The sequence below is a fragment of the Nitrospira sp. Nam80 genome (assembly GCF_965152575.1).
Window position 1 is genome coordinate 2,123,781 of sequence record NZ_OZ224216.1, and the last position, 19,193, is coordinate 2,142,973.

Sequence of the window (19,193 nt, forward strand, 5' to 3'; positions counted from 1 at the left end):
ACAGGCTTGGGATTGCGGCGGCAAGAGGGAGAAAAGCGTCATTGTTTGAACGCTTGTTCCGGGTCGATCTTGAGCCACATTACAGCGCCGGCGATCGCGACGAGCGCCGCGGCGCCCAGCGCCGCAGGCCATCCCCAATAATCGGCGATCCAAGGCGTCAGGGTCGGCGAGATCGCGCCTCCGAGGTTGGCGCCGGTGTTCATGATGCCGGATAATATCCCGGTATGGGTTTTCGAAAGGTCGGTTGCGGAGGTCCAGTATGCGCCGACGGTGAAATAGAGCCAGCCGGCCCCAAATGAAAGGGAAATAATGGCCAGCGCCGGGGAAGCGGCGAGACTTCCGACCGCGATGGCCGTGCCCGCGAGCAGCATGCCGGCCATGCCGACCGAAACTCGTCCGGTCTTCACTCCAAAGCCTAACGTCAGTCGATCCGTCATCCACCCGCCGAACGGACAAAAGATCAGAATGGCGAGAAAGGGGGCCGATGCGAACCATCCGCCGCGCAGCACGTCAAAACCACGGACATTGACCAGGTACAGATAAAACCACGACATGTAGACGTAGGCGACATACCCGAGGCAGCTGTAGCTGAGGACCAGCCATCGCAGCGTGGCATGCGTGGCAAGTCGCTTCCAAGGTATCGGAACCGATGAGGTTCGCGTTCGTGACATGTTCTGGGGAAGCCCGTCACGGCCGGGGCCCGGATCGGCATGCCGCTCGCCGGATAGGGCCAGCCAGAAGATGGCGACCAGCAGTCCGAGGGCGGCGCAGAGATAGAACACGACTTGCCATCCCCAGTTCACCATGATCCAAGCGGCCAGCGGCGGCGTGATTGCCGCACCGACTCCGATGCCGCCGATCGCGATGCCGATGCCGAGCCCGCGGCGGTTCGACGGGACCCAGTCGGCCACCGCGCGATTGAAATTGGGTAAGGCCACCGCTTCCCCCACGCCCAACATGAAACGCACGACAAGCAGAGAGCCGGTTATTCCGACAAGTCCGGTCAGAGGGGAGCTGGCCGCAACGGCCGTCAGTCCGGTGAAGACCGACCACCAGATCACCGCCACAGTCAGAACGATACGTGCGCCCCAGCGGTCTCCAAGCCTGCCGCCGGGAATCTGACAGAGCGCGTAGCCCAACACGAAAGCCGAAAAGACATGCCCGATGTCCTGGTTGGTCAATCCGAACGCCGGCATCATCTGCCGTGCCGTCACCGAGATATTGACGCGGTCGATATAGGTGACGACGCTGATGAGAAAGAGTAGGCTGACCAAGATGGTGCTACGTCTGACGGTGGGAGATTGCGGTATGGTCATGTCGGCTCCATTGATTGGCGACCGATGCCGGTTGCGGCCCGCATTATACCCTGCATTACTCAAGAAAGGTTCTCCTGCAACTGTGCGAGGCACGGCCGGTTCACCAATTAGGCGGTGTACGGATATTGGTCCGCTCACGGGACACGGCCATCTCACCACTCGGTGGCGTCCACAAACATGCCGCGCCTTATTCGTCGTGTCGCGCACCCTCTATCGTTTCTAGATTTCCTGGCGGTCCATCCGGTAAGATCGATCCTACAATAGTGGAGGAGGAGTGAAACGTCTTCGCGTCGTCGTCCTGCTCATATTCGGTGTGCTCGTGCTCGGCGTGCTCTTCCTGCTCTACTCTCGTGAGCTGACCGGAGTCGATTTCCTCAAGCAATTCTTTCTCCAGCAACTCGAAGCCAGTCTCAAACGCAAAATTGAGGTCGAACGGGTCAAGCTCGTCGTCCTGCCCAGTATCAGACTCGAATTGAGCGGGGTGGCCGTCTACGGCCACGATGATCCGACCCACGTCGTATTCACATCCAAGAATATCGACATCGTGCTGCGCTTGTTTCCGTTGTTGCGCAAGCAAGTCGTGGCTAAACGCATCTTTCTCGAAGAGCCCACCATGACATTCCATCGCTTCAAGAATGGGCAGTGGAATGTTTTGGCCGGAATCCAAACCTCGACGCGTGACGAAAGCGGCCTTCAGACGTTCGGCCGGCTGCTCCAGATCCGTGAAGCGACGATTCAAAACGGTCACATTACGATCACGGATGAAGCGAGACCGGACGGAATCAGGACGGCGCAGTTGGAAGCGGTCGAAGTCGCGCTCAAGGTCTATCCCGGCAAAGCGCAAGGAGATCTGCACGTCTCGGCCCAACTCTCCAATGATCGGACTCCACCGGCGGTGTCGCTCACCGGCACTGTCATGCTGAGTGAGTCTTCGGCGACCTTTGCCGCCGAGGAACCCTATACGGCGAGGCCGGCGCTGCAGTTCGACGGGACTCTGGAAGCGGAGAATCTGCACCTCCGCGAAGTCGCGGATTTTCTCGGACCTCGTCCGGTGCCGGAGCGATTGCAAGGGGCGGCAAGCATCAAGAGCGGCATCCGCATTGTGCCGGGCGTGGCGGGTTATGATGTGATGCTGACCGATATTGCGGCCAATGTCGATGAGCTGGTGGTGACGGCCAAGGCAAATCTGGCAGGCCTCATGACGGAACAGCCGACGTTTTCGGTGACATTTGCCTCTCCTTCGGTAGACCTCAAGGAGTTATTCGCTCGATTCCCCGCCGAATGGATTCACCAACAACTTCCCGCGGTGGTCTCCGATCGTCAACTCGGCGGGACGGTGGAGGTCGTGTCCGCCACATTGACCGGTTCGACGGTCGCCAGCCAGCAACTGTCGATGACCGGAGATTTTCGGGTGACCAAAGGCCGAGCCTTGATCGGCAACGATCGTGTGCCTACTCAAGACATTGCCGCGGCAATTTCAGTCGAGGCCGGACGGATCCGTGTCACAAAAATCACCGGCGCGTACGGCGCAATCCAGATTGCGGACGGCAAGGCGATTGTCTCGTTTCTGGAATCCGGTCCCTGGCTGGAGTTGGAGATCAACGGCACTATGGCCGCTTCGGAACTGGTCCGGTTCCTCGTCAAGAATATTCGCTCGGACCGCTTGGCTTCGATATTGGCACAGTCTCGGGACATCGAGGGGCAGGCGCAACCGACCTTTCGCCTGGTGGGGCCGCTCGACAAGCCGGATGGAGTCACATTCGCGGGCGGGGAAGTCGTCACGCAACAGGCCGCGTTGTCCAATCCCGCGCTGCCGCAACGACTGACCGCTATCCAGGGACGCATTGTGTTCTCGCAGACCGGTGGCGCGCAATTCGACCAAGTGACGGCCGCGCTCGGCGAGGCTCAATTGCAGATCAATGGACAGATCGGCGGCGGCGCGAACAGTCTGTTTCAAGATTTCGTCATTCGGACCCGCGGGCATGCATCTCATTTGCGCCAATTCATGTCAGCGGGCAGTGTTCCCGAGGATTTGCTGTCCGGAATGGTGGCGAGCCGGTTCATTTTCTCAGGCCTGACGGCCGCACCGCATCTTCGCGGCGATGTCGTCCTGAGCGACGCCAGACTGACACTTCCCTATCTAGGAGAAAAGCCGGCGGGGACGCCGGCTTCCGTGGAATTTGAAGCGGATATGGTCAAGAATGCAGGCCTCACCATCACGAGACTCGAACTCGTGCTGCCCCCGCTGCGCCTGCCCTTGAAAGGAAAAATTACGCTTGGAGAGCGGTTCACCATTGATGCGGAACTCGCGACCGGCACCGTTTCGCTGTCGAGCTTGCCGGAATGGATCTACAAAGGAGGCATCGAGGCGGGAAACTTCGAGATGTCCATGGACATCAAAGGCAATGACGCGGATTGGAAAAACTGGCGCACCGGCGGCTGGGTGGCATTGACGAACGGGCTGATGAACGCGAAGGGTTTGGATGGCCATATCGAGGATCTGTATGTCCGCTTGAAGTTCGCCCGCAACAGCGCGGACATCAAACAATTGTCGTTTCACGTCAAGGACAGCGATTTGACTCTGTCCGGCACCGTCAGAAACTGGACGGTTAAACCGGTGATTGCCGCGAAAATTGAATCGCCACAATTGGACATCGACTTGTTGATTCCAAAAGGGGAACGGTCGCCGATCCGAGAACTGCTGGAACTGTTGGCCGCGACCAGCCACGTGAGCGCCACGTTCTCCGTCGATAAGGGATATTACAAGCACTTGCGATTCGGCGGGTTATCCGGCCGCATAGCCATCCAGGATGGGGTGCTCGATCTAGACCGCGTTGCCGGACAGTCGGGAACCGGACAAGTCGCCGGGCGTTTGGTCGTCCATCTTCCGAGGGAAGCTCCGGCGGAAACGGAAGGGTCGATCCGAATGACGGGGATCCCGTTAGAAACGTTGATTCCGCTGTTTGGAGCCGTCGATCACTCCATGACGGGGGACGTCAAGCTGATCGGCGCCATGCGCGGGAATGGCCGCAATCCTCACGGAGTGCTTCCTACGCTGAACGGGAAAACGGAGATGGTGGCGCAAGAGGGCCATATTCTGAGAACAGACAAGCGGGCGATCTGGAAAATCCTCACGCTTCTCAATCTTCCGGCGGTGCTGCAGGGCAAAGTGGATTTTGACAAGGAGGGACTCCAGTACAATAAGATGACGGCCACCTTAATCGTGCAGGACGGCTTGGTCCAGACGCAGAATTTCATCATTGATAGCCCGGTCGTGAAGATCACGGCGGCCGGAGCATATGACATGCCGACCGACCAACTCGACATGGTCTGGGCCGTCAGCCCGTTCGGGCCTTATTCTCAGTTTCTGAAATCGATCCCGCTGTTCGGCCGGCTCGTCGCCGGAGACCGCAAAGGCCTGGCGACCGCGTTATTTCAGGTCAAGGGATCGATCGAAGATCCCGACGTCACGTATTTGCCAATGAAGTCGTTTGCCAGCGGCCTCACCGGTGTCGCGCAACTCGCCTTCGATGTGTTGAAGAATACCGTCCTGCTTCCCGTGGATATTTTGACGCCGCAGGAGGAGACGGGTCCGGCCATCGATCCCGCCCTCGAATTGCGCCGTCCACGGTCGCCCGTGCTCACCGAGCCTCCGACGCAGGCGGGGGCGGAATCACAGTCCGACTCCTTGACCGCCCCTGGACCTCGTGATAGCATGCAATAAGTAGTCTGTCGGAGGCCCGATGTCCTCGTTTATCCCAGCACCGCCCGACCGCAGCGATTCCGCCGTTCTCTTTATCGCGGCCAGCGAGTCGGATTCCAATCTGTACTACGCCACGCGCTTTATGGCGCCCGATCCGTTCCTCTATCTCGAGATCGGCGAGGAGCGGCTCATGATTATGAGCGATCTGGAAATGGACCGGGCCAAGAATCAGGCGAGCGTCGATACCGTCCTGTCCTATTCGGAAATAGAACGACGAGCCAAGCAGCAGGGTATAGCGGAGCCGGGAGCAGTAGATATCGCGCATCAGGTCCTCGGGGATCGACGGATTAAACATATCGTGGTCCCGGCGAACTTTCCTTTTTTTCATGCCATGAAGTTGCAGGAATTGGGCTATCAGCTCCGCTCGAAACGGGAACCGTTTTATGAAAGCCGTGTCGTGAAGACGGACGAGGAAGTTCGGCATATCGAAGCGGCGCAGCGGGCGACCGAGGAAGCCGTGGCCGTGGCCCATGATGCGTTACGCCGGGCGGTGATCCGCGAGGACCAATTGTGGCTGGACGGCGAAGTGGTGACGTCGGAGCGGATCAAGAAATTGATCAACGTCGCCCTAATGGAACGCGATTGCATCGCGCAGCACACCATTGTGGCCGGCGGCGAACAAGCCTGCGACCCTCACAATGAAGGCAGCGGGCCGTTGCCGGCTCACCGCAGCATCATTTTTGACGTCTTTCCGAGATCGGCCACCAGTCGGTATTTTGCCGATATGTCGCGGACGATTATTCGCGGCACGGTATCGAGTGATCTCAGACGTTTGTACCAAACGGTGAAGGACGCCCAGGAAGAGGCCATCACCCAGGTGCGCGACGGGGCGGACGGGGCGAAGATTCATCAGGGAATCTGCGACCGATTCGAGCGGGCGGGATATCGCACCGGCCTCGTGAATGGGCGGATGCAGGGGTATTTTCATGGTACCGGGCATGGGGTCGGTCTCGATATCCATGAAGCGCCTCGAATCAGCCGGACCGGTTCCATTCTCAGAGAGGGCCACGTGGTCACTGTGGAACCGGGTCTCTACTATCCCGGATTGGGCGCAGTCCGCATCGAAGATATGGTCCTCGTAACCAAGGACGGGTGCCGGAACCTTACGAACTATCCGAAAGTCTTTGAACTCGACTGAACGCAACGCGATCGCGAGTTCTGAGGTATGAGTTCTGAGTTTTGAGTTGTCAGAGTAGTGCTCACTCTGAACTCTTCGGAACTCATAACTCATCATTCAGAACTCAAAACTTCCCCACAATCAATGCGTTTAACGTTTTCCATTCGCCGATTCAATCCTGAGCGCGACCCGAAGCCTCGTTGGGAGGACTACCGCCTAGAGGTGGGACGCGGCATGACGGTCTTGGAAGCCTTGATCCGGATCAAGAACGAATTGGACGGCAGTTTATCGCTTCGCTATTCCTGCCGGTCCGCCATCTGCGGCTCCTGTGCCATGGATATCAATGGGACGGAAAAGCTGGCTTGCCGTACGTCGATACGCAAGGAATTGGAGCGACACGGAGCGCTGCGCATTGGGCCGCTGGACAACCTGCCGGTCATCAAAGACCTCGTCGTGGACATGTCGTCGTTTTGGGACAAGGTGCGAGCGGTGACACCATGGCTCAGCCCGACCGTCAGCCCCACGCGCCGGTACGGCTTTTCGGCGCAACTCCGGCTGTCGCCGGAGACGTACCAATTTCATAACGTCGATGCCTGTATCATGTGCGGAGCCTGTGTCGCCGCCTGCACCAGCCATGAAGTCTCGAAAGGGTTTCTCGGTCCGGCGGCGCTGGCGAAGGCCGATCGATTTCTCTCGGATCCGCGGGAGCCGGACAACGACAAATATCGTCGCCTCCAAGTTCTCGAACAGCCGGACGGCATGTGGGACTGTACACGCTGTAATTATTGCGTCGAGGTCTGTCCGAAGGATGTGAAGCCGATGGAAGCCATTATCCGCTTGCGGCGGGCGGCGCTCGAACGCGGGTTGACCTCCACCGGCGGGGCGCGGCACATCATCGGATTTGCCGGGCTCATTGAGCAAGACGGCCGGCTCAATGAAGCGGTCATGCCGTTGAAGGTCATCGGGGGCAGCCTATCCGGATTGCTCCGCGTGCTGCCGCTCGGGATGAAAATGTTGCTCAAGGGAAAGGTGCCGAGCCCGTTCGGCCACGGCCTGACGGGGATCGAACAGGTCCGAGCCATCTTTGCCGCCGCGCGGCGCCGCCGGCGCGCGGCTCGTCGCTAGCATGGCATCTTAAGACTTCAGTTCGGCGCGATCGCCCAGTGCCCTCCGTAAATCTTGTCTTCGTGGAGGAAAGCACCAGGCGGGGGCTCTATGACACAGAGAGAGCGGGATGTCCTACCACGTCACCTTTCCCGATGATATTGCGGTGGCCGACATGGCGTTCGAGGCGATCGCCGATTCTCCCGACGAACTGATCAGGGCGGCCACGAGCGCCATGATCCAAAGCCTGGCTGATCCAGCCACCATCGGCCGGACATGGGTCTATGCCGTCGATCGGTCCGCAAGCGACCTGCCGTCGTTGCTGTTCGACTGGCTGGAGGAATTGGTGTATTTGAAGGACGCACACGGCGTGGTCTTCCACGACGCCACGCTCACGTTAGGTCGTGAATCCGGCGGCTCTGCCTGCCGGCTCCATGGATGGGTCTATGGCGAACCGGTCGATCCGGTTCGACAAGAGCTCCGATCGGACGTGAAAGGCGTGACGAAACACCTCTATGAAGTGAAGCAGACCGACGGCGGCTGGAAGGCGAGGGTCGTTCTCGACGTATGAGACTTTATGAGACTCAATACGGACATGACGGTGAACCGGATTGCCGATGAAGTGTGGGAGATCCCCCGATCGGAGAAATCCGGCATGGTGGTTCCCGCGCGCATTTACGCGAGCGAGACACTGCTGGCGGCCATGGACCGGGGCGTGTTCGAGCAGGTGACCAATGTGGCCTGTCTGCCGGGCATCCAACGGTATGCGCTCTGTATGCCGGATGGCCACTGGGGCTATGGATTTCCGATCGGTGGAGTGGCCGCGTTCGACAGGAATGAAGGCGTCATTTCACCGGGCGGGGTGGGCTATGACGTCAATTGCGGGATGCGGTTGATCCGAACCGATCTTTCTCTGGCAGACGTCCAGCCCCGGCTGGACCGGCTCATGACGGAATTATTCCGCCGCGTTCCCGCCGGCGTCGGTTCGCAAGGCTTCGTGCGGCTGAACCGGACGGAATTTGCCGATGTCATGCGCCGTGGTGCCCGCTGGTGCATCGAACGAGGATACGGGTGGCAACGGGATTTGGACTGTATCGAGGAGAAGGGCTGTCTCGACCAAGCCGATCCTTCGAATGTCACTGACCAAGCCGTGACGCGGGGCATCAACCAACTCGGCACGCTCGGATCGGGCAATCATTATCTTGAAGTCCAAGTGATCACCGATGACGGGCTATTCGATCGTGATGCCGCCGCAGCCATGGGAATTTACGGCCGGGAACAAATCGCCATCATGGTGCATTGCGGCTCCCGCGGATTCGGCCATCAAGTCGCCAGCGATTACCTCAAGGTGTTCGAAAAGGCGATGCGGCGCTACGGGATCGAAGTCCATGACCAGCAGCTGGCCTGCGCGCCTTTCCGTTCGCCCGAAGGACAGGATTATTTCGGCGCCATGAACTGTGCCGCCAATGCCGCGTTCGCCAATCGCCAAGTCATCACCCATCAGATCCGGGAGGCGTTCGGGTCCGTCTTTGACCGGTCGCCTGAAGAGCTTGGGATGGAACTGGTCTATGACGTGGCTCACAACATTGCGAAGGTCGAACGCTATCCCGAGGGTGAACTGGTGGTTCACCGGAAGGGCGCGACCCGCTCGTTCGGGCCGGGCCGCCCTGAGTTGCCGGAACGGTACCGGAAGATCGGACAGCCGGTCATCTGCGGCGGCTCCATGGAAACGGGCTCGTATCTGCTCGTGGGGACGGAGCGGGCCGTGCGAGACACGTTTGCCTCCACGATGCACGGATCCGGCCGCACAATGTCACGAGGCCAAGCGAAACGATCGGTTCGCGGGGAGGAGCTTCAGCGGGAAATGAAGCAGCGCGGCATCATCGTCAAGGCTGTGTCAATGTCCGGCTTGGCGGAAGAAGCCGGGCTGGCCTATAAGGATATTTCCGAAGTCGTGCGCACGGTGGATCAGGCCGGAATCACCAAAAAAGTCGCCGAGCTCAAGCCGATCGGCAATATCAAGGGCTAGTCACACCCGCCCAACCCCGGCGCATTTGCATGCGCCTTTTCCCGGGCGCGGCGTACTCTTTCTCACGCGCCCGCCTCGAGGCTGCCGAGACAGGCTCTTTTCCCGGGTCTGTACGTGGAGCCACTGAGGTGTGCGAGGCGACGAATAAGTCGTCTCATGTTTGCGCACGAGCGCGAGTCGGTGAGCGCCCTTACGAGAACAAAGCTGGCGGAGGTTTGCAACATGCTGTTAGTCGCGATGCCGATACCCGTACAGCAACGTGATATTGATCCGGCGGTTGGTGTAGCCGTCTTTAAACGAAATCTCGTCGGTCTCGTGAAAGAGGTCGGAATTAAAGATCACGGCGCGGTTTGACCGATAGGGAATCCTTACCTCCGCCGCTCCCGCTTGCTTGAGCCAGTCGTAGATCTTCCCGCGATTGCGGTCGCTGTTGTACTCTTTGAAGTTCCAGTCACGCGGCGCTTCCTTGTTCCATACTACGAGCCCGCCCGAATCCGGATTCAGATTGGCCTCGTCCGGGGTAATCCAAAAGTTCACGTTCACTGCCGCGGCATCGGCGTGAATATTCAATCCGCGTCGCGTGCTGTCGTGTTTGAACGCCCAGGCTTGGGTCAGGGGGTGGGAACGAAAGATCGTCGGAAACGTGGCGCGCAGCTCCTGAGCAACCTGCAGCAACAGCGGTGTCGCGAATCCATCGCCCAGGAAGGCGCCGATATAGCCGTTCTCATAATCCTTCTTCCAGATGGTCGATGCCCAACAGAAGCGACGAAGGGCGTCCAGCGCCTCCGGACGGAGCAGATCGTCCACGAAGGTGACTTCCGGTTGGACGGCGTGGTAGCGCGCCTCGATCGCCGCGACATCCAGATGCGGATTGATCGAGCCATCGGACATTCTCTCGCACGAGGCAACATGCACCAGCCGATTGAAGGAAGGCGCGATTGATTGAAGGTCGCCGGAAGACGCCGGAAGGCGGTTGCCCTGGCCGGTCCGGCCGTCTAATGAGGATCGAAGCTTATTCAGTCCGGCCAAGTAAGGCTCGAATTCCCGTCCGATGATTCCGCGGTTCATGAGATAGTCGATCTGTTCCGCATCGTGCTTGAGCCTTGAGCGATAGACGACTGTCTCTGTTACAGGGCGGCCCTGATTGTGTTTGGCTTCGGCGGTGGCTCGAAAGCAAGCCAGCGCCCGTTCGAATTCCCCCTTCCACATGGCGGCAATGCCGAGATTGTAGGTCGCGGTCAGATAGCCGGGCTGGGCCCGAAGCGCCTTCTCGTAACAGGCTATCGCCTGATCGAGATGCCCCTGATCCATATAAATCAAGCCGAGATTGTTATGGGCCTCGGCATGATTCGGTTTGAGGGCGATGGCTCGACTGTATGAAGCGACGGCCTGTTCCGTCTGTCCGCGCTCCTTACACAGGACACCGAGACTATTCAATGTCTCGACGTGATCAGGCGCCGTTCGCAATACGTGCTCATAGGCCTCTTCCGCTTCTTCCAGGCGGCCCAATTCCTTGAGGACATTTCCCAGATTTGCGCGCGCCTCCAGATGACGGGGATTGAGAAGAAGCGCTTGCTGATAGGCGCGGACCGCCTCGTCCCTTTTCCCGGCCCGTTGAGCGACGACTCCTGTATTGAACCAGTAGAGAGGGTTGCCCTGGTCCAGACTGCAGGCTTCGACCAATAAGTGAAGTGCCTCTTCCAAGCGTCCAAGCCGATAGTAGAGGAGACCAAGATAGTGGGTCGCGTCCGGATGATCGGGCGCTGTGGCCAGCGCGGCGCGATACATTTGTTCCGCTTGCTGAAGCTGTCCGGCCTGGTGGGCGCGTTTGGCTTGCTCGACGAGGGCCCGGACTCCCGGTGAGCCGGAAAGGCTCTGCCTGGTCTGCTGCTTGCCCTGCCGGCGTCGTTCGGCGCGGTTCATAAGGAAAGGCTCCGATCGATGAATCTCGATGCGGCTGCTGGTGGCGGTCGAGCCGGTCCAAGCCTAACGCAAAGTTCGGCACAACGTCAAAGAGGAAGAGTAACAATAGTAGGTGGAGGTTACGCGGCGGCTGACCGGCCTAAGTGCTGGCGCTGCCCGAGAATATCAAGCGCGGCGACGCGGTAGGCCTCGGCCAAGGTCGGAAAATTGAAAATGCTGTCGATAAAGAAATCGATGCTCGCGGCATGCTGTAACGCCACTTGCCCCACATGGATCAACTCCGTTGCCCCCTCGCCGACAATCTGCAGGCCGAGCAACCGTTCGCCGCTGGGGTCGGCGACCATCTTCAGGAGTCCGTCCGCCGCGCCGGAGATCTGGCCGCGGGCAATTTCGTTGAATCGCGCCCGCCCGATCAATGGGCAGCTATAGCGGAGCCGAGCGGCATCTTCGTCCAATCCGATCGAGGAGATCTCAGGCAGCGTATAGATGCCGAGCGGAATCTGGTTCACGGAATCGCCTACCGGCAAATTCAGCGCATGACAGACCGCCCGCCGTCCTTGCTCCATCGCCGAGGAGGCGAGGGCCGGCGGGCCCAACATGTCGCCCGCCGCATAAATATGCGGCACGCTGGTCTGGCCGTAATCATTCACCGACAGCGTGCCTTTCGCGTTCACAGTGAGACCGGCGGCTTCCAATGCCAGCCCTTCGATATTCGCTTGCCGGCCGACCGCGACCAGCATTTTTTCACTCGCGACCGTGATGCCGTCGTCGAGTAAAGCCTTGACCTGTGACACCCCATCCCAGGTCGCCTCTCTGACCATACGACCGCCGTGATATTGCCCGCCGTGCCGTTCGAAACTCTTCTGAAAGGTCAACACCACTTCCTTATCCAAGAACTGGAGCGGCCGAACGGCTTTATCGATCATGGTGACCTGCACGCCCAGCAGAGAGAAGATCGAGGCATACTCGCATGCGATGACCCCGCCACCGACGACCGTCAACGAGCGGGGCAGATAGATCACCGACAGGAGGGAATCGCTGTCCAGGATATGCTCATGATCGATCGGGATTTCGGGAGTGAGTCGAGGCCTGGTGCCGGTGGCGAGAACGATAATATCCGCCCAAAGAATCTGCCTGGCCCCGTCGACGGATAGGAGTTCGATCTCATGCTCGGAACTGAAACTTGCTCGTCCATGGAGATAGACAACGCCGTTCCGAGTCAGTTGATTGGTCATATACAGTTCGTGCGCTTTGACCACTTCTTCAAGCCGCGTCATGAGCGAGGCCACCGGGACATCGGAGCGAAGCCGTCCTTCAAAAGCGTCGCCCGCGCGCTTCAAGCTGGCATGCTGCAGCGCGCTTTCCCGCAAGGTCTTGCTGGGAATGGTGCCCCGATAGACGCAATTGCCGCCGACGCCTTGTTCTCGTTCGATCAAGGCGACCCGCTTCCCGGCTTTGGCGCCCTGGATAGCGGCCTTCTGGCCCGCGGGGCCGCTGCCGACGACTATGATATCGTAGCGAGCAACCGGGCTCATACGTTCATCGCCTCCACGACGGCCGCGATCTTGTCTTTCATCTGAAGCAGCGCGTCAACGTCGTCAGGATAGAGATTCAGCTCGGCATACACCGGATGGTCGCGCACGACGGTGTCATCCATCGATTCGGGCTGAAGGAGATGCGTCGCCAGCCGGTCGGCCAGGCAGGTCGTCATGCATTCCTGACGGGCCCCCGTGGCTTGATCATAGTGTTCGTAGAAAACGATGGATTCGGCCACCTGTTGAGGAAGCGCCCAGTTTTTGGCGATCAACGACCCGATGCGAGTGTGATAACCGGCCAAGAGTCGATCCACCCAGCCGGGCTCAATCGAAATCCGGTACTCTTTCGACAGGGCGGCTGCGGTCTGCACGACCACCGGTTTTCCGATGGCGTGCAGAAGTCCGCAAAGATAGGCGCTTTCGACGTTGAACCGGCGCATCCGGGCGATTTCCTTCGCATAGGCCCCGCTGGCCAGCGAGTGCCGCCAGAGGCCCTTGATCTCCTGTTCAAAGCCCTCGACCTTCAACGCCGCATTCTTGAGCGAGGTGGTAAACGCAATTTCGGAGAGGAGGTTCATCCCGAGCATGGCGACGGCGTGTTGGAGAGAGACGACCGGATTGCGCGGCATGTAGGCCGGCGAATTGGCCACTCTGATGACATGGGCGGCCAACGCCTGGTCTTGATGGATCAGGCCGGCTAATTTCGAGGCCTCGGCGTTCGGGTCATACACCATCGTAAGGACTTCGGAAGCCACCTTCGGCAACAGAGGAACTTCGATGGCGCCGGTCTCGATCCGCTGACTTAGTAATGATTCCAGGCGATCGCAGGAGGAATTGGAGGCCGCAGCAGTGGAAGTCATGCAATGCTCCATGGCGTGATTGGAACCACCGGTGTGATTATCTTGATTCTGGATAGTGCTTCTTCGGCTTCCGGGATGAAAAACCTTAGCCCGGACCACGGACGGCGCTTCGAGACTGAAGCGGCATAATGTATACTGCGGCAACGTGATTGGGGTATCTTTTTACTGAAAGGAATCACCGACGGATGGCTCTACGATACGCGCTCTATCCCGGTTGTGCGGCGAAGGGGGCAACACCCGAACTGTATCAGTCCACGATGGCGATTATCGGCCGTCTGGGCATCGATGTCGCGGAACTCGCGGCGGCATCCTGTTGTGGCGCGGGTGTGGTGGCGGAAGCGGATCCGGAGGTGGCCCTTGCCCTGAATGCCCGGACGTTCGCGCAGGCCGAACAGCTGGGGTTGGATGTCATGACGATCTGCGGGACCTGTCAGGGCGTCATGGGGGCCGCCAATAAGCGATTAAAAACCGAGCCAGGCCTGCTTAACCGGATTAACGCGGTCCTGGAGAAGGACGGGGTGGCCTATCGTGGAACCATCCAAGTGAAGCACTTGTTGTGGATTGTCGTCCGGGAAGTCGGACTGACCCGGTTGGGCGAACAAGTTCGTATTCCGATGGATGAATTTCGCATTGCTCCGTTCTATGGCTGCTACATTTTGCGCCCGTCCTGGGACTTGGGCTTTGATGATCCGGAACAACCGACTTCTTTGGAAAAGGTCATTCGCGCCGTGGGAGGGGAACCGGTCAGTTACGCCGGGCGCACGAAATGCTGTGGCTTTCCGATCATCTTGGAAAAGGAAGCGATTGCGGTGGCGATGGCGGGCGGCAACATGAAGGAAGCCAAGGATCAGGGGGCCGACTTCATGGTGACCCCGTGCCCCCTCTGCCACATGAGCCTCGATATTTATCAGGAACGGGCCGGCCGGGCAGTCAATGCGTCACTCCAGTTGCCCATTCTGCATCTGCCCCAATTATTAGGGCTGGCCATGGGCATTCCCGCCCGTGATTTGGGCGTGTCCCGGCATCTGGTCCCGGTCGATTCCATTGTCCGCACGATCCAGCAGCGCCAACAGCAGATCAAAGAGCCGAAGGGAGTTCGTTCATGAATGTGGTGCGCCTCGCCGATCATCAGCAGTTCAGCGCGGAAAAAATGAAGAAGAACAATTTGTTTCAGACCCCGCGCTTCTTTTGCGATATCTATTGTTTCGAACCGGGCCAAGAGCAGAAAGGCCATGTCCATGGAGAACAGGACAAGGTGTACCTGGTCTTGGAGGGGGAGGGAACGTTCCAGGTCGGGTCGGAATCGAAGGTCCTGGGGGCCGGGCTCGGGACGCTGGCGCCGGCGGGAGCTGAGCACGGCGTCAAGAACCATACGAATCAGCGGTTGAAAGTGCTGGTGTTCGTCGCCCCCAATCCGTAAACTGCGCCGCATCGATCCATGGCCATGCGGGTTATGACTGTTTGGTTTCCAGCTTGCGGAGCCGGCGATCCAGCGCGAATCGGGTCACGCCCAAATGTTTGGCGGCCAGGCTCTTGTTATAGTCAGACAGCCGCAATACTTCCTCGATAATCGCCCCCTCGACATCCGCCAGGCTTTGCTTGCCGAGCGTCATCTCCACACGAACGACATGTTGATCTCCTTGGGTCGTGGAGGTCGCGGTTTGCAGGCTGGTGTCCCGCAATTCGCGGGGCAGGCACGCCGGTGTCAACGTTCGGCCCTGGCAAAAAATCGTGGCCCGCTCCATAATATTTTGAAGTTCCCGAATATTGCCGGGATAAGAATAGCGTTGCAGAATGGCCCGCGCCTCGGGGTCGATCTCGACGATGTCCTTGCCAAATTCTTTGCCGTATCGCATAAGGGCATGCATGGAGAGCGGGAAAATATCCTCCACGCGGTATCGAAGCGGCGGCAATTCAAACGTGACGACGTTGAGCCGGAAATACAGGTCCTCGCGAAACGCCCCCCGCGCGATCTCTTTCTTCAAATCCCGGTTCGTCGCCGCGATCAGGCGGAAATCCACGGAAATTTCCTCGGTGCCCCCGACACGCTGAAACTTCCGCTCCTGCAGCACGCGCAGCAATTTGGCCTGCATCGCCAGATCGAGATCGCCGATTTCGTCGAGAAACAGCGTGCCGCTCTCCGCGCGATCCAGCACGCCCAGCTTCCGGTGATGCGCGCCGGTGAACGCGCCCCGCTCGTACCCGAACAATTCACTTTCAAATAGTTCCCGAGGGATGGCCGTGCAATTCACGCCGATGAAGGGAGCGGCGGCGCGCGTGCCGTTATGATGGAGCACGCGTGCGATGAATTCCTTGCCGGTGCCCGTCTCGCCCATCAATAACACGCTCGTCTTGGGATTCTGCGCCACTTCTCGGATTTGGCTGACAAGGGCCTTCATGGCCGCGCTTTCGGCGATCAAATTCTCCATGGAAAATTCGTCGCCTTGGCGTTCGGCTTCATAGGTCACACGGCGCCGCAAGGTCAGCAATTCCAGCGCACGGCCGACGACCTGGTCCAGTCCATCCAGATCGACCGTCTTGATCACGAAATCGTAGGCTCCCAGTTTCATCGCTTCGACTGCATCTTCCACCGTGCCGTATGCCGTCAGCATGATGATGATGGGTTGGGGAAATTTGGACCGAATCGCCTTCAGGGTATCCAGACCGGAAAGCCCCGGCATTTTCAAATCGAGCAGAATCAGGTCGGGGACTTCGCGGTCAAGTCCCTTGATGAGAGCGTCGCCGGATTCGAAGCCGGACACCGCATGCTGTCGCCGGGACAACCGCTTGACCAGCGCCGAGCGGATGGCCGGTTCATCATCTGTGACAAAGATTGTGGCGCCCATATGTCGTTACCCCGATCCTGACTGCCGCAACGGCAGCCATATGCTGACGGTCGTGCCTTTCCCCTGTTCGGAGGCCAGCGCGATATCACCGCCATGAAGTTCAATGATATTCCGGCAAATAGCGAGGCCGAGCCCGGTTCCCCGCCGTTTCCCGAGCGTGAAGAACGGTTCAAATACGTGCGACAGATCCTCATGCGAGATGCCGCGCCCTTGGTCCATCACCGCGATGCCGACTCCTGCCTCCGATCCCCGCGCCTGTTCGGAGGCGGTGACGGTGATGGCGCCGCCCTCGCGCGAGGCCTCGATCGCATTTTGAAACACGTTGAGCAATACCTGCTTGATCTGATCCGGGTCCGCATGAATTGGAGGAAGGTTTGAAGACAGTTGGCAGGACACGACCAAATGTTTCTCGGTCAGTGTGGTTTCCAGCAATTTGAATGCGCCATGAACCACATCGGACATGCTGAACCAGGACGGCGCAATGGCTCGAGGTCTCGCGTGATCGACAATCTGGTTGACGATGCGGTCCAAGCGATGGATTTCCCGAAAAATAATCTCCAGGTCGCCGCGGCGGGGATCATCCGGAGCCGTGTCATCCAAGAGAAGCGCGGTGGTGGACCCGATGCCAACAAGCGGGTTGCGTATTTCGTGCGCGATCCCGGCGGCAAATTGTCCGAGCGTCGCCAAACGCTCCGCTCGCCTGAGCTGGGCCTGCATCTGGTCGAGGGCGGAGATATCGATATTGAAACCCTGATACATGACCGTGCGGCCCTGCTCGTCCTGGATGGGGATGCGCCGGCTCAGCACCTTTCTAATGGTCCCATCCAGATGCACGAATCGGAAAATCGTCTCGTAGGGACGATTTTCGCGCACGGCCTCGGCGAATTCGTTGAGCACCCGATCACGGTCGTCCGGATGGATCCATTGCCGGAATTCATCCGGTGCATCTTTCGAATCCGGATTGAGGCCCGCGAGCAACTGGTTATAGCGATTACTGAACGTGATTGCCATGCCCTGGGTCGTAAAAATGCCGAACGGCGCGTGGTCGACGAGACTTCGATACTTCGATTCGGAGGCCGACAAATTTTGATTGAGGGCACGCAATTCCGCTTCCGATTCCTCCATCCGGGCGAGATGCTCGCCCAACTGGACGCTCATCATGTGAATGACCCGCGCGAGATTGCCGATTTCGTCCTGACGGTCAGTGGCTGGGACATTCGTGATCGGCTTGGTCGAGGCCGAGCCGACCGCTCTGGCCAACGCCACCAGAGGAGTCGTAATGGAGCGGCCGATGAGGTGAAGCGCAAGGATCATCAGTACCAGGGCGAGAGATCCACCGCCGAGAAAGACCGAGACCATTGCGTCCCGATCTTGAGCAATTTTCGCCAGGCGCACATGGAGGGCTTCCTGCTCCAAGTGATCGAACTGGGACATCTCTTCCCGAATGGTGACCATGATGGCACGGCCGCGTCCCGCTTCGACGTACCGCAGCGCCATATCCACATGACCCGCCTTCACTTCTTCGATGATTTCGTCCTTCTCTTTGAATAACTGGGCGACCAATCGCTGCACATTGATGATAATCTTCCGCTGCGGCTCCGCATCATAGACGCTTTCCAGCAGCGCCTGTCCCACGAGCGGGGTCGATTCCTGTGCCCTCCGATAGGGGTGGAGATATCGTGTCTGCTTGGTCATGACGTATCCGCGAAAGCCGGTCTCCATATCGACGACGAGACGCATATATTCGGCCGCGCGCTTTTGAGTCAGATACAGGTTGTTTAACTGCTCCTCATCCTCGGAAAAGACCTGGACGCTGCGGTAGGTCACGATACTCAACACGATAATGGTCAGGACCGGAATCAAGGAGGCGAGGAGGAGCTTCCGGGCAATAGGCAAATCCTTGAGAACGCGAGCCAAGTACCGCATTGTCTCTCCAGCTTGCCAATATCGTAAGCCGCCTTTGGCTGTTAAAGCAATTGAGGGCCGGATGTCTTCCTCTAGCCCACATTATTCATGAATACTTCTACTGCAACCGCCGATTTGAATCTATTAATCAAGAACAACCCAGTTAGGGGGTCTACTTTCGCGCGACATCAATCAGATAGCGCTCGACCTTGCAAGCGCGGAAGGGACGCACCCGGCTGCGGAGTCGATGGCCAAGTACCTCTCCGCCGCGATTTGATCGAACGCGGCGGCCCAAGCGAAGCTTGGTGTGGCGGGCGGGTTCGCCCCTCGTGGCGTAGACATTCCGTTTCAAGTCTCGGCGCTCCACGCGCCCGTGTCGTCTGCGTCTTAGCGGTTTCGTCACGAACCGTCATGAATAATGTAGGCTAGATCGCGCCTCGTGCGCTGATATTCCCGACCCCTGCGCGGAACGGAATCTCCGCGAAGCGGACGCTGTCGCGGAGGCAAAAGTTTGATCTGCCGGAGTAATCAGCGTGGAAGGAATGGCGTCCCGTTCATACGATGTTTTATCGCAATGGATCTGTCGATAACCGTCGAACGTATCAGACATTACCTAGGAGCTAAGCAAGGGGCGTTCCCCAAGCCTAGACCCTCTCTAGTCAACGCTTATGGGAACCATGGCAAGCCAAGACGCGGTGAGTCCTCTAGAAATGGTGATGGAGTGAAAGAGCAAAATGAGCGGAGCCGCTCAACCCGCACCGTGCGGCAACTCACGCGGGAGGTGATCGCAAGGGA

Annotated in this window: 13 protein-coding genes; 7 read left to right on the forward strand and 6 right to left on the reverse strand. The window is 58.9% G+C overall.

From position 1 onward, the window contains the following. Window positions 1-38 precede the first annotated feature (38 nt). Complete coding sequence (locus ACWGXE_RS10025; RefSeq protein WP_447603368.1) at window positions 39-1,316, reverse strand: MFS transporter; 1,278 nt, start codon at window positions 1,314-1,316, stop codon at window positions 39-41. 274 nt (window positions 1,317-1,590) lie between these two features. On the opposite strand from ACWGXE_RS10025, the gene ACWGXE_RS10030 reads away from it, so the two are divergent. The 5 genes from ACWGXE_RS10030 to ACWGXE_RS10050 all read left to right on the forward strand — a co-directional run bounded on the left by ACWGXE_RS10030 (window position 1,591) and on the right by ACWGXE_RS10050 (window position 9,329). After that, entirely contained in the window at window positions 1,591-5,040 is a 3,450-nt protein-coding gene (locus ACWGXE_RS10030; protein WP_447603369.1) for a YhdP family protein, read from the forward strand. Window positions 5,041-5,059: 19 nt separating this feature from the next. Next, window positions 5,060-6,217, forward strand: a complete 1,158-nt coding sequence (locus ACWGXE_RS10035; protein WP_447603371.1) for a M24 family metallopeptidase — start codon at window positions 5,060-5,062, stop codon at window positions 6,215-6,217. A 123-nt stretch (window positions 6,218-6,340) separates the two neighbouring features. Continuing rightward, entirely contained in the window at window positions 6,341-7,321 is a 981-nt protein-coding gene (locus ACWGXE_RS10040; RefSeq protein WP_447603373.1) for a succinate dehydrogenase/fumarate reductase iron-sulfur subunit, read from the forward strand. A 109-nt stretch (window positions 7,322-7,430) separates the two neighbouring features. Beyond that, the gene (locus ACWGXE_RS10045) at window positions 7,431-7,871 is read left to right on the forward strand and encodes an archease (RefSeq protein WP_447603375.1); all 441 of its coding nucleotides are present in this window, start codon (window positions 7,431-7,433) and stop codon (window positions 7,869-7,871) included. A 6-nt stretch (window positions 7,872-7,877) separates the two neighbouring features. Further along, window positions 7,878-9,329 (forward strand): RtcB family protein, encoded by a 1,452-nt coding sequence (locus tag ACWGXE_RS10050; protein ID WP_447603377.1) that lies wholly within the window; start codon window positions 7,878-7,880, stop codon window positions 9,327-9,329. Between the two features lie 228 nt (window positions 9,330-9,557). Here ACWGXE_RS10050 and ACWGXE_RS10055 read toward each other — a convergent pair whose 3' ends face one another. The 3 genes from ACWGXE_RS10055 to ACWGXE_RS10065 form a co-directional block, all read right to left on the reverse strand. Then, window positions 9,558-11,252 (reverse strand): tetratricopeptide repeat protein, encoded by a 1,695-nt coding sequence (locus tag ACWGXE_RS10055; protein ID WP_447603379.1) that lies wholly within the window; start codon window positions 11,250-11,252, stop codon window positions 9,558-9,560. Window positions 11,253-11,371: 119 nt separating this feature from the next. Further along, window positions 11,372-12,787 carry a Si-specific NAD(P)(+) transhydrogenase gene (gene sthA, locus ACWGXE_RS10060; RefSeq protein ID WP_447603381.1) on the reverse strand — a complete coding sequence of 472 codons (1,416 nt, stop codon included), beginning with the start codon at window positions 12,785-12,787 and terminating at the stop codon, window positions 11,372-11,374. Further along, a complete protein-coding gene (locus ACWGXE_RS10065; RefSeq protein ID WP_447603383.1) occupies window positions 12,784-13,647 on the reverse strand; it encodes an HDOD domain-containing protein in 864 nt (287 codons plus the stop codon). The genes sthA and ACWGXE_RS10065 overlap by 4 nt, the downstream gene beginning before the upstream one ends. Before the next feature lie 185 nt (window positions 13,648-13,832). On the opposite strand from ACWGXE_RS10065, the gene ACWGXE_RS10070 reads away from it, so the two are divergent. Continuing rightward, window positions 13,833-14,753 carry a CoB--CoM heterodisulfide reductase iron-sulfur subunit B family protein gene (locus tag ACWGXE_RS10070; protein WP_447603385.1) on the forward strand — a complete coding sequence of 307 codons (921 nt, stop codon included), beginning with the start codon at window positions 13,833-13,835 and terminating at the stop codon, window positions 14,751-14,753. Further along, complete coding sequence (locus tag ACWGXE_RS10075) at window positions 14,750-15,067, forward strand: cupin domain-containing protein (RefSeq protein ID WP_447603387.1); 318 nt, start codon at window positions 14,750-14,752, stop codon at window positions 15,065-15,067. The genes ACWGXE_RS10070 and ACWGXE_RS10075 overlap by 4 nt, the downstream gene beginning before the upstream one ends. A gap of 31 nt (window positions 15,068-15,098) precedes the next feature. On the opposite strand, the gene ACWGXE_RS10080 is transcribed toward ACWGXE_RS10075, so the two are convergent. Together ACWGXE_RS10080 and ACWGXE_RS10085 are read right to left on the reverse strand one after the other, a co-directional pair. Continuing rightward, window positions 15,099-16,493, reverse strand: coding sequence for a sigma-54-dependent transcriptional regulator (locus ACWGXE_RS10080; RefSeq protein ID WP_447603389.1), 1,395 nt, complete (start codon window positions 16,491-16,493; stop codon window positions 15,099-15,101). A gap of 6 nt (window positions 16,494-16,499) precedes the next feature. Then, window positions 16,500-18,419 carry an ATP-binding protein gene (locus ACWGXE_RS10085; RefSeq protein WP_447603391.1) on the reverse strand — a complete coding sequence of 640 codons (1,920 nt, stop codon included), beginning with the start codon at window positions 18,417-18,419 and terminating at the stop codon, window positions 16,500-16,502. Window positions 18,420-19,193: the final 774 nt, after the last annotated feature.

Coding starts and splice junctions, on each gene's coding strand:
- ACWGXE_RS10025 (WP_447603368.1), bottom strand. CDS start 1,316: ATGACCATACCGCAATCTCCCACCGTCAGACGTAGCACCATCTTGGTC.
- ACWGXE_RS10035 (WP_447603371.1), top strand. CDS start 5,060: ATGTCCTCGTTTATCCCAGCACCGCCCGACCGCAGCGATTCCGCCGTT.
- ACWGXE_RS10040 (WP_447603373.1), top strand. CDS start 6,341: ATGCGTTTAACGTTTTCCATTCGCCGATTCAATCCTGAGCGCGACCCG.
- ACWGXE_RS10045 (WP_447603375.1), top strand. CDS start 7,431: ATGTCCTACCACGTCACCTTTCCCGATGATATTGCGGTGGCCGACATG.
- ACWGXE_RS10050 (WP_447603377.1), top strand. CDS start 7,878: ATGAGACTCAATACGGACATGACGGTGAACCGGATTGCCGATGAAGTG.
- ACWGXE_RS10055 (WP_447603379.1), bottom strand. CDS start 11,252: ATGAACCGCGCCGAACGACGCCGGCAGGGCAAGCAGCAGACCAGGCAG.
- sthA (WP_447603381.1), bottom strand. CDS start 12,787: ATGAGCCCGGTTGCTCGCTACGATATCATAGTCGTCGGCAGCGGCCCC.
- ACWGXE_RS10065 (WP_447603383.1), bottom strand. CDS start 13,647: ATGACTTCCACTGCTGCGGCCTCCAATTCCTCCTGCGATCGCCTGGAA.
- ACWGXE_RS10070 (WP_447603385.1), top strand. CDS start 13,833: ATGGCTCTACGATACGCGCTCTATCCCGGTTGTGCGGCGAAGGGGGCA.
- ACWGXE_RS10075 (WP_447603387.1), top strand. CDS start 14,750: ATGAATGTGGTGCGCCTCGCCGATCATCAGCAGTTCAGCGCGGAAAAA.
- ACWGXE_RS10080 (WP_447603389.1), bottom strand. CDS start 16,493: ATGGGCGCCACAATCTTTGTCACAGATGATGAACCGGCCATCCGCTCG.
- ACWGXE_RS10085 (WP_447603391.1), bottom strand. CDS start 18,419: ATGCGGTACTTGGCTCGCGTTCTCAAGGATTTGCCTATTGCCCGGAAG.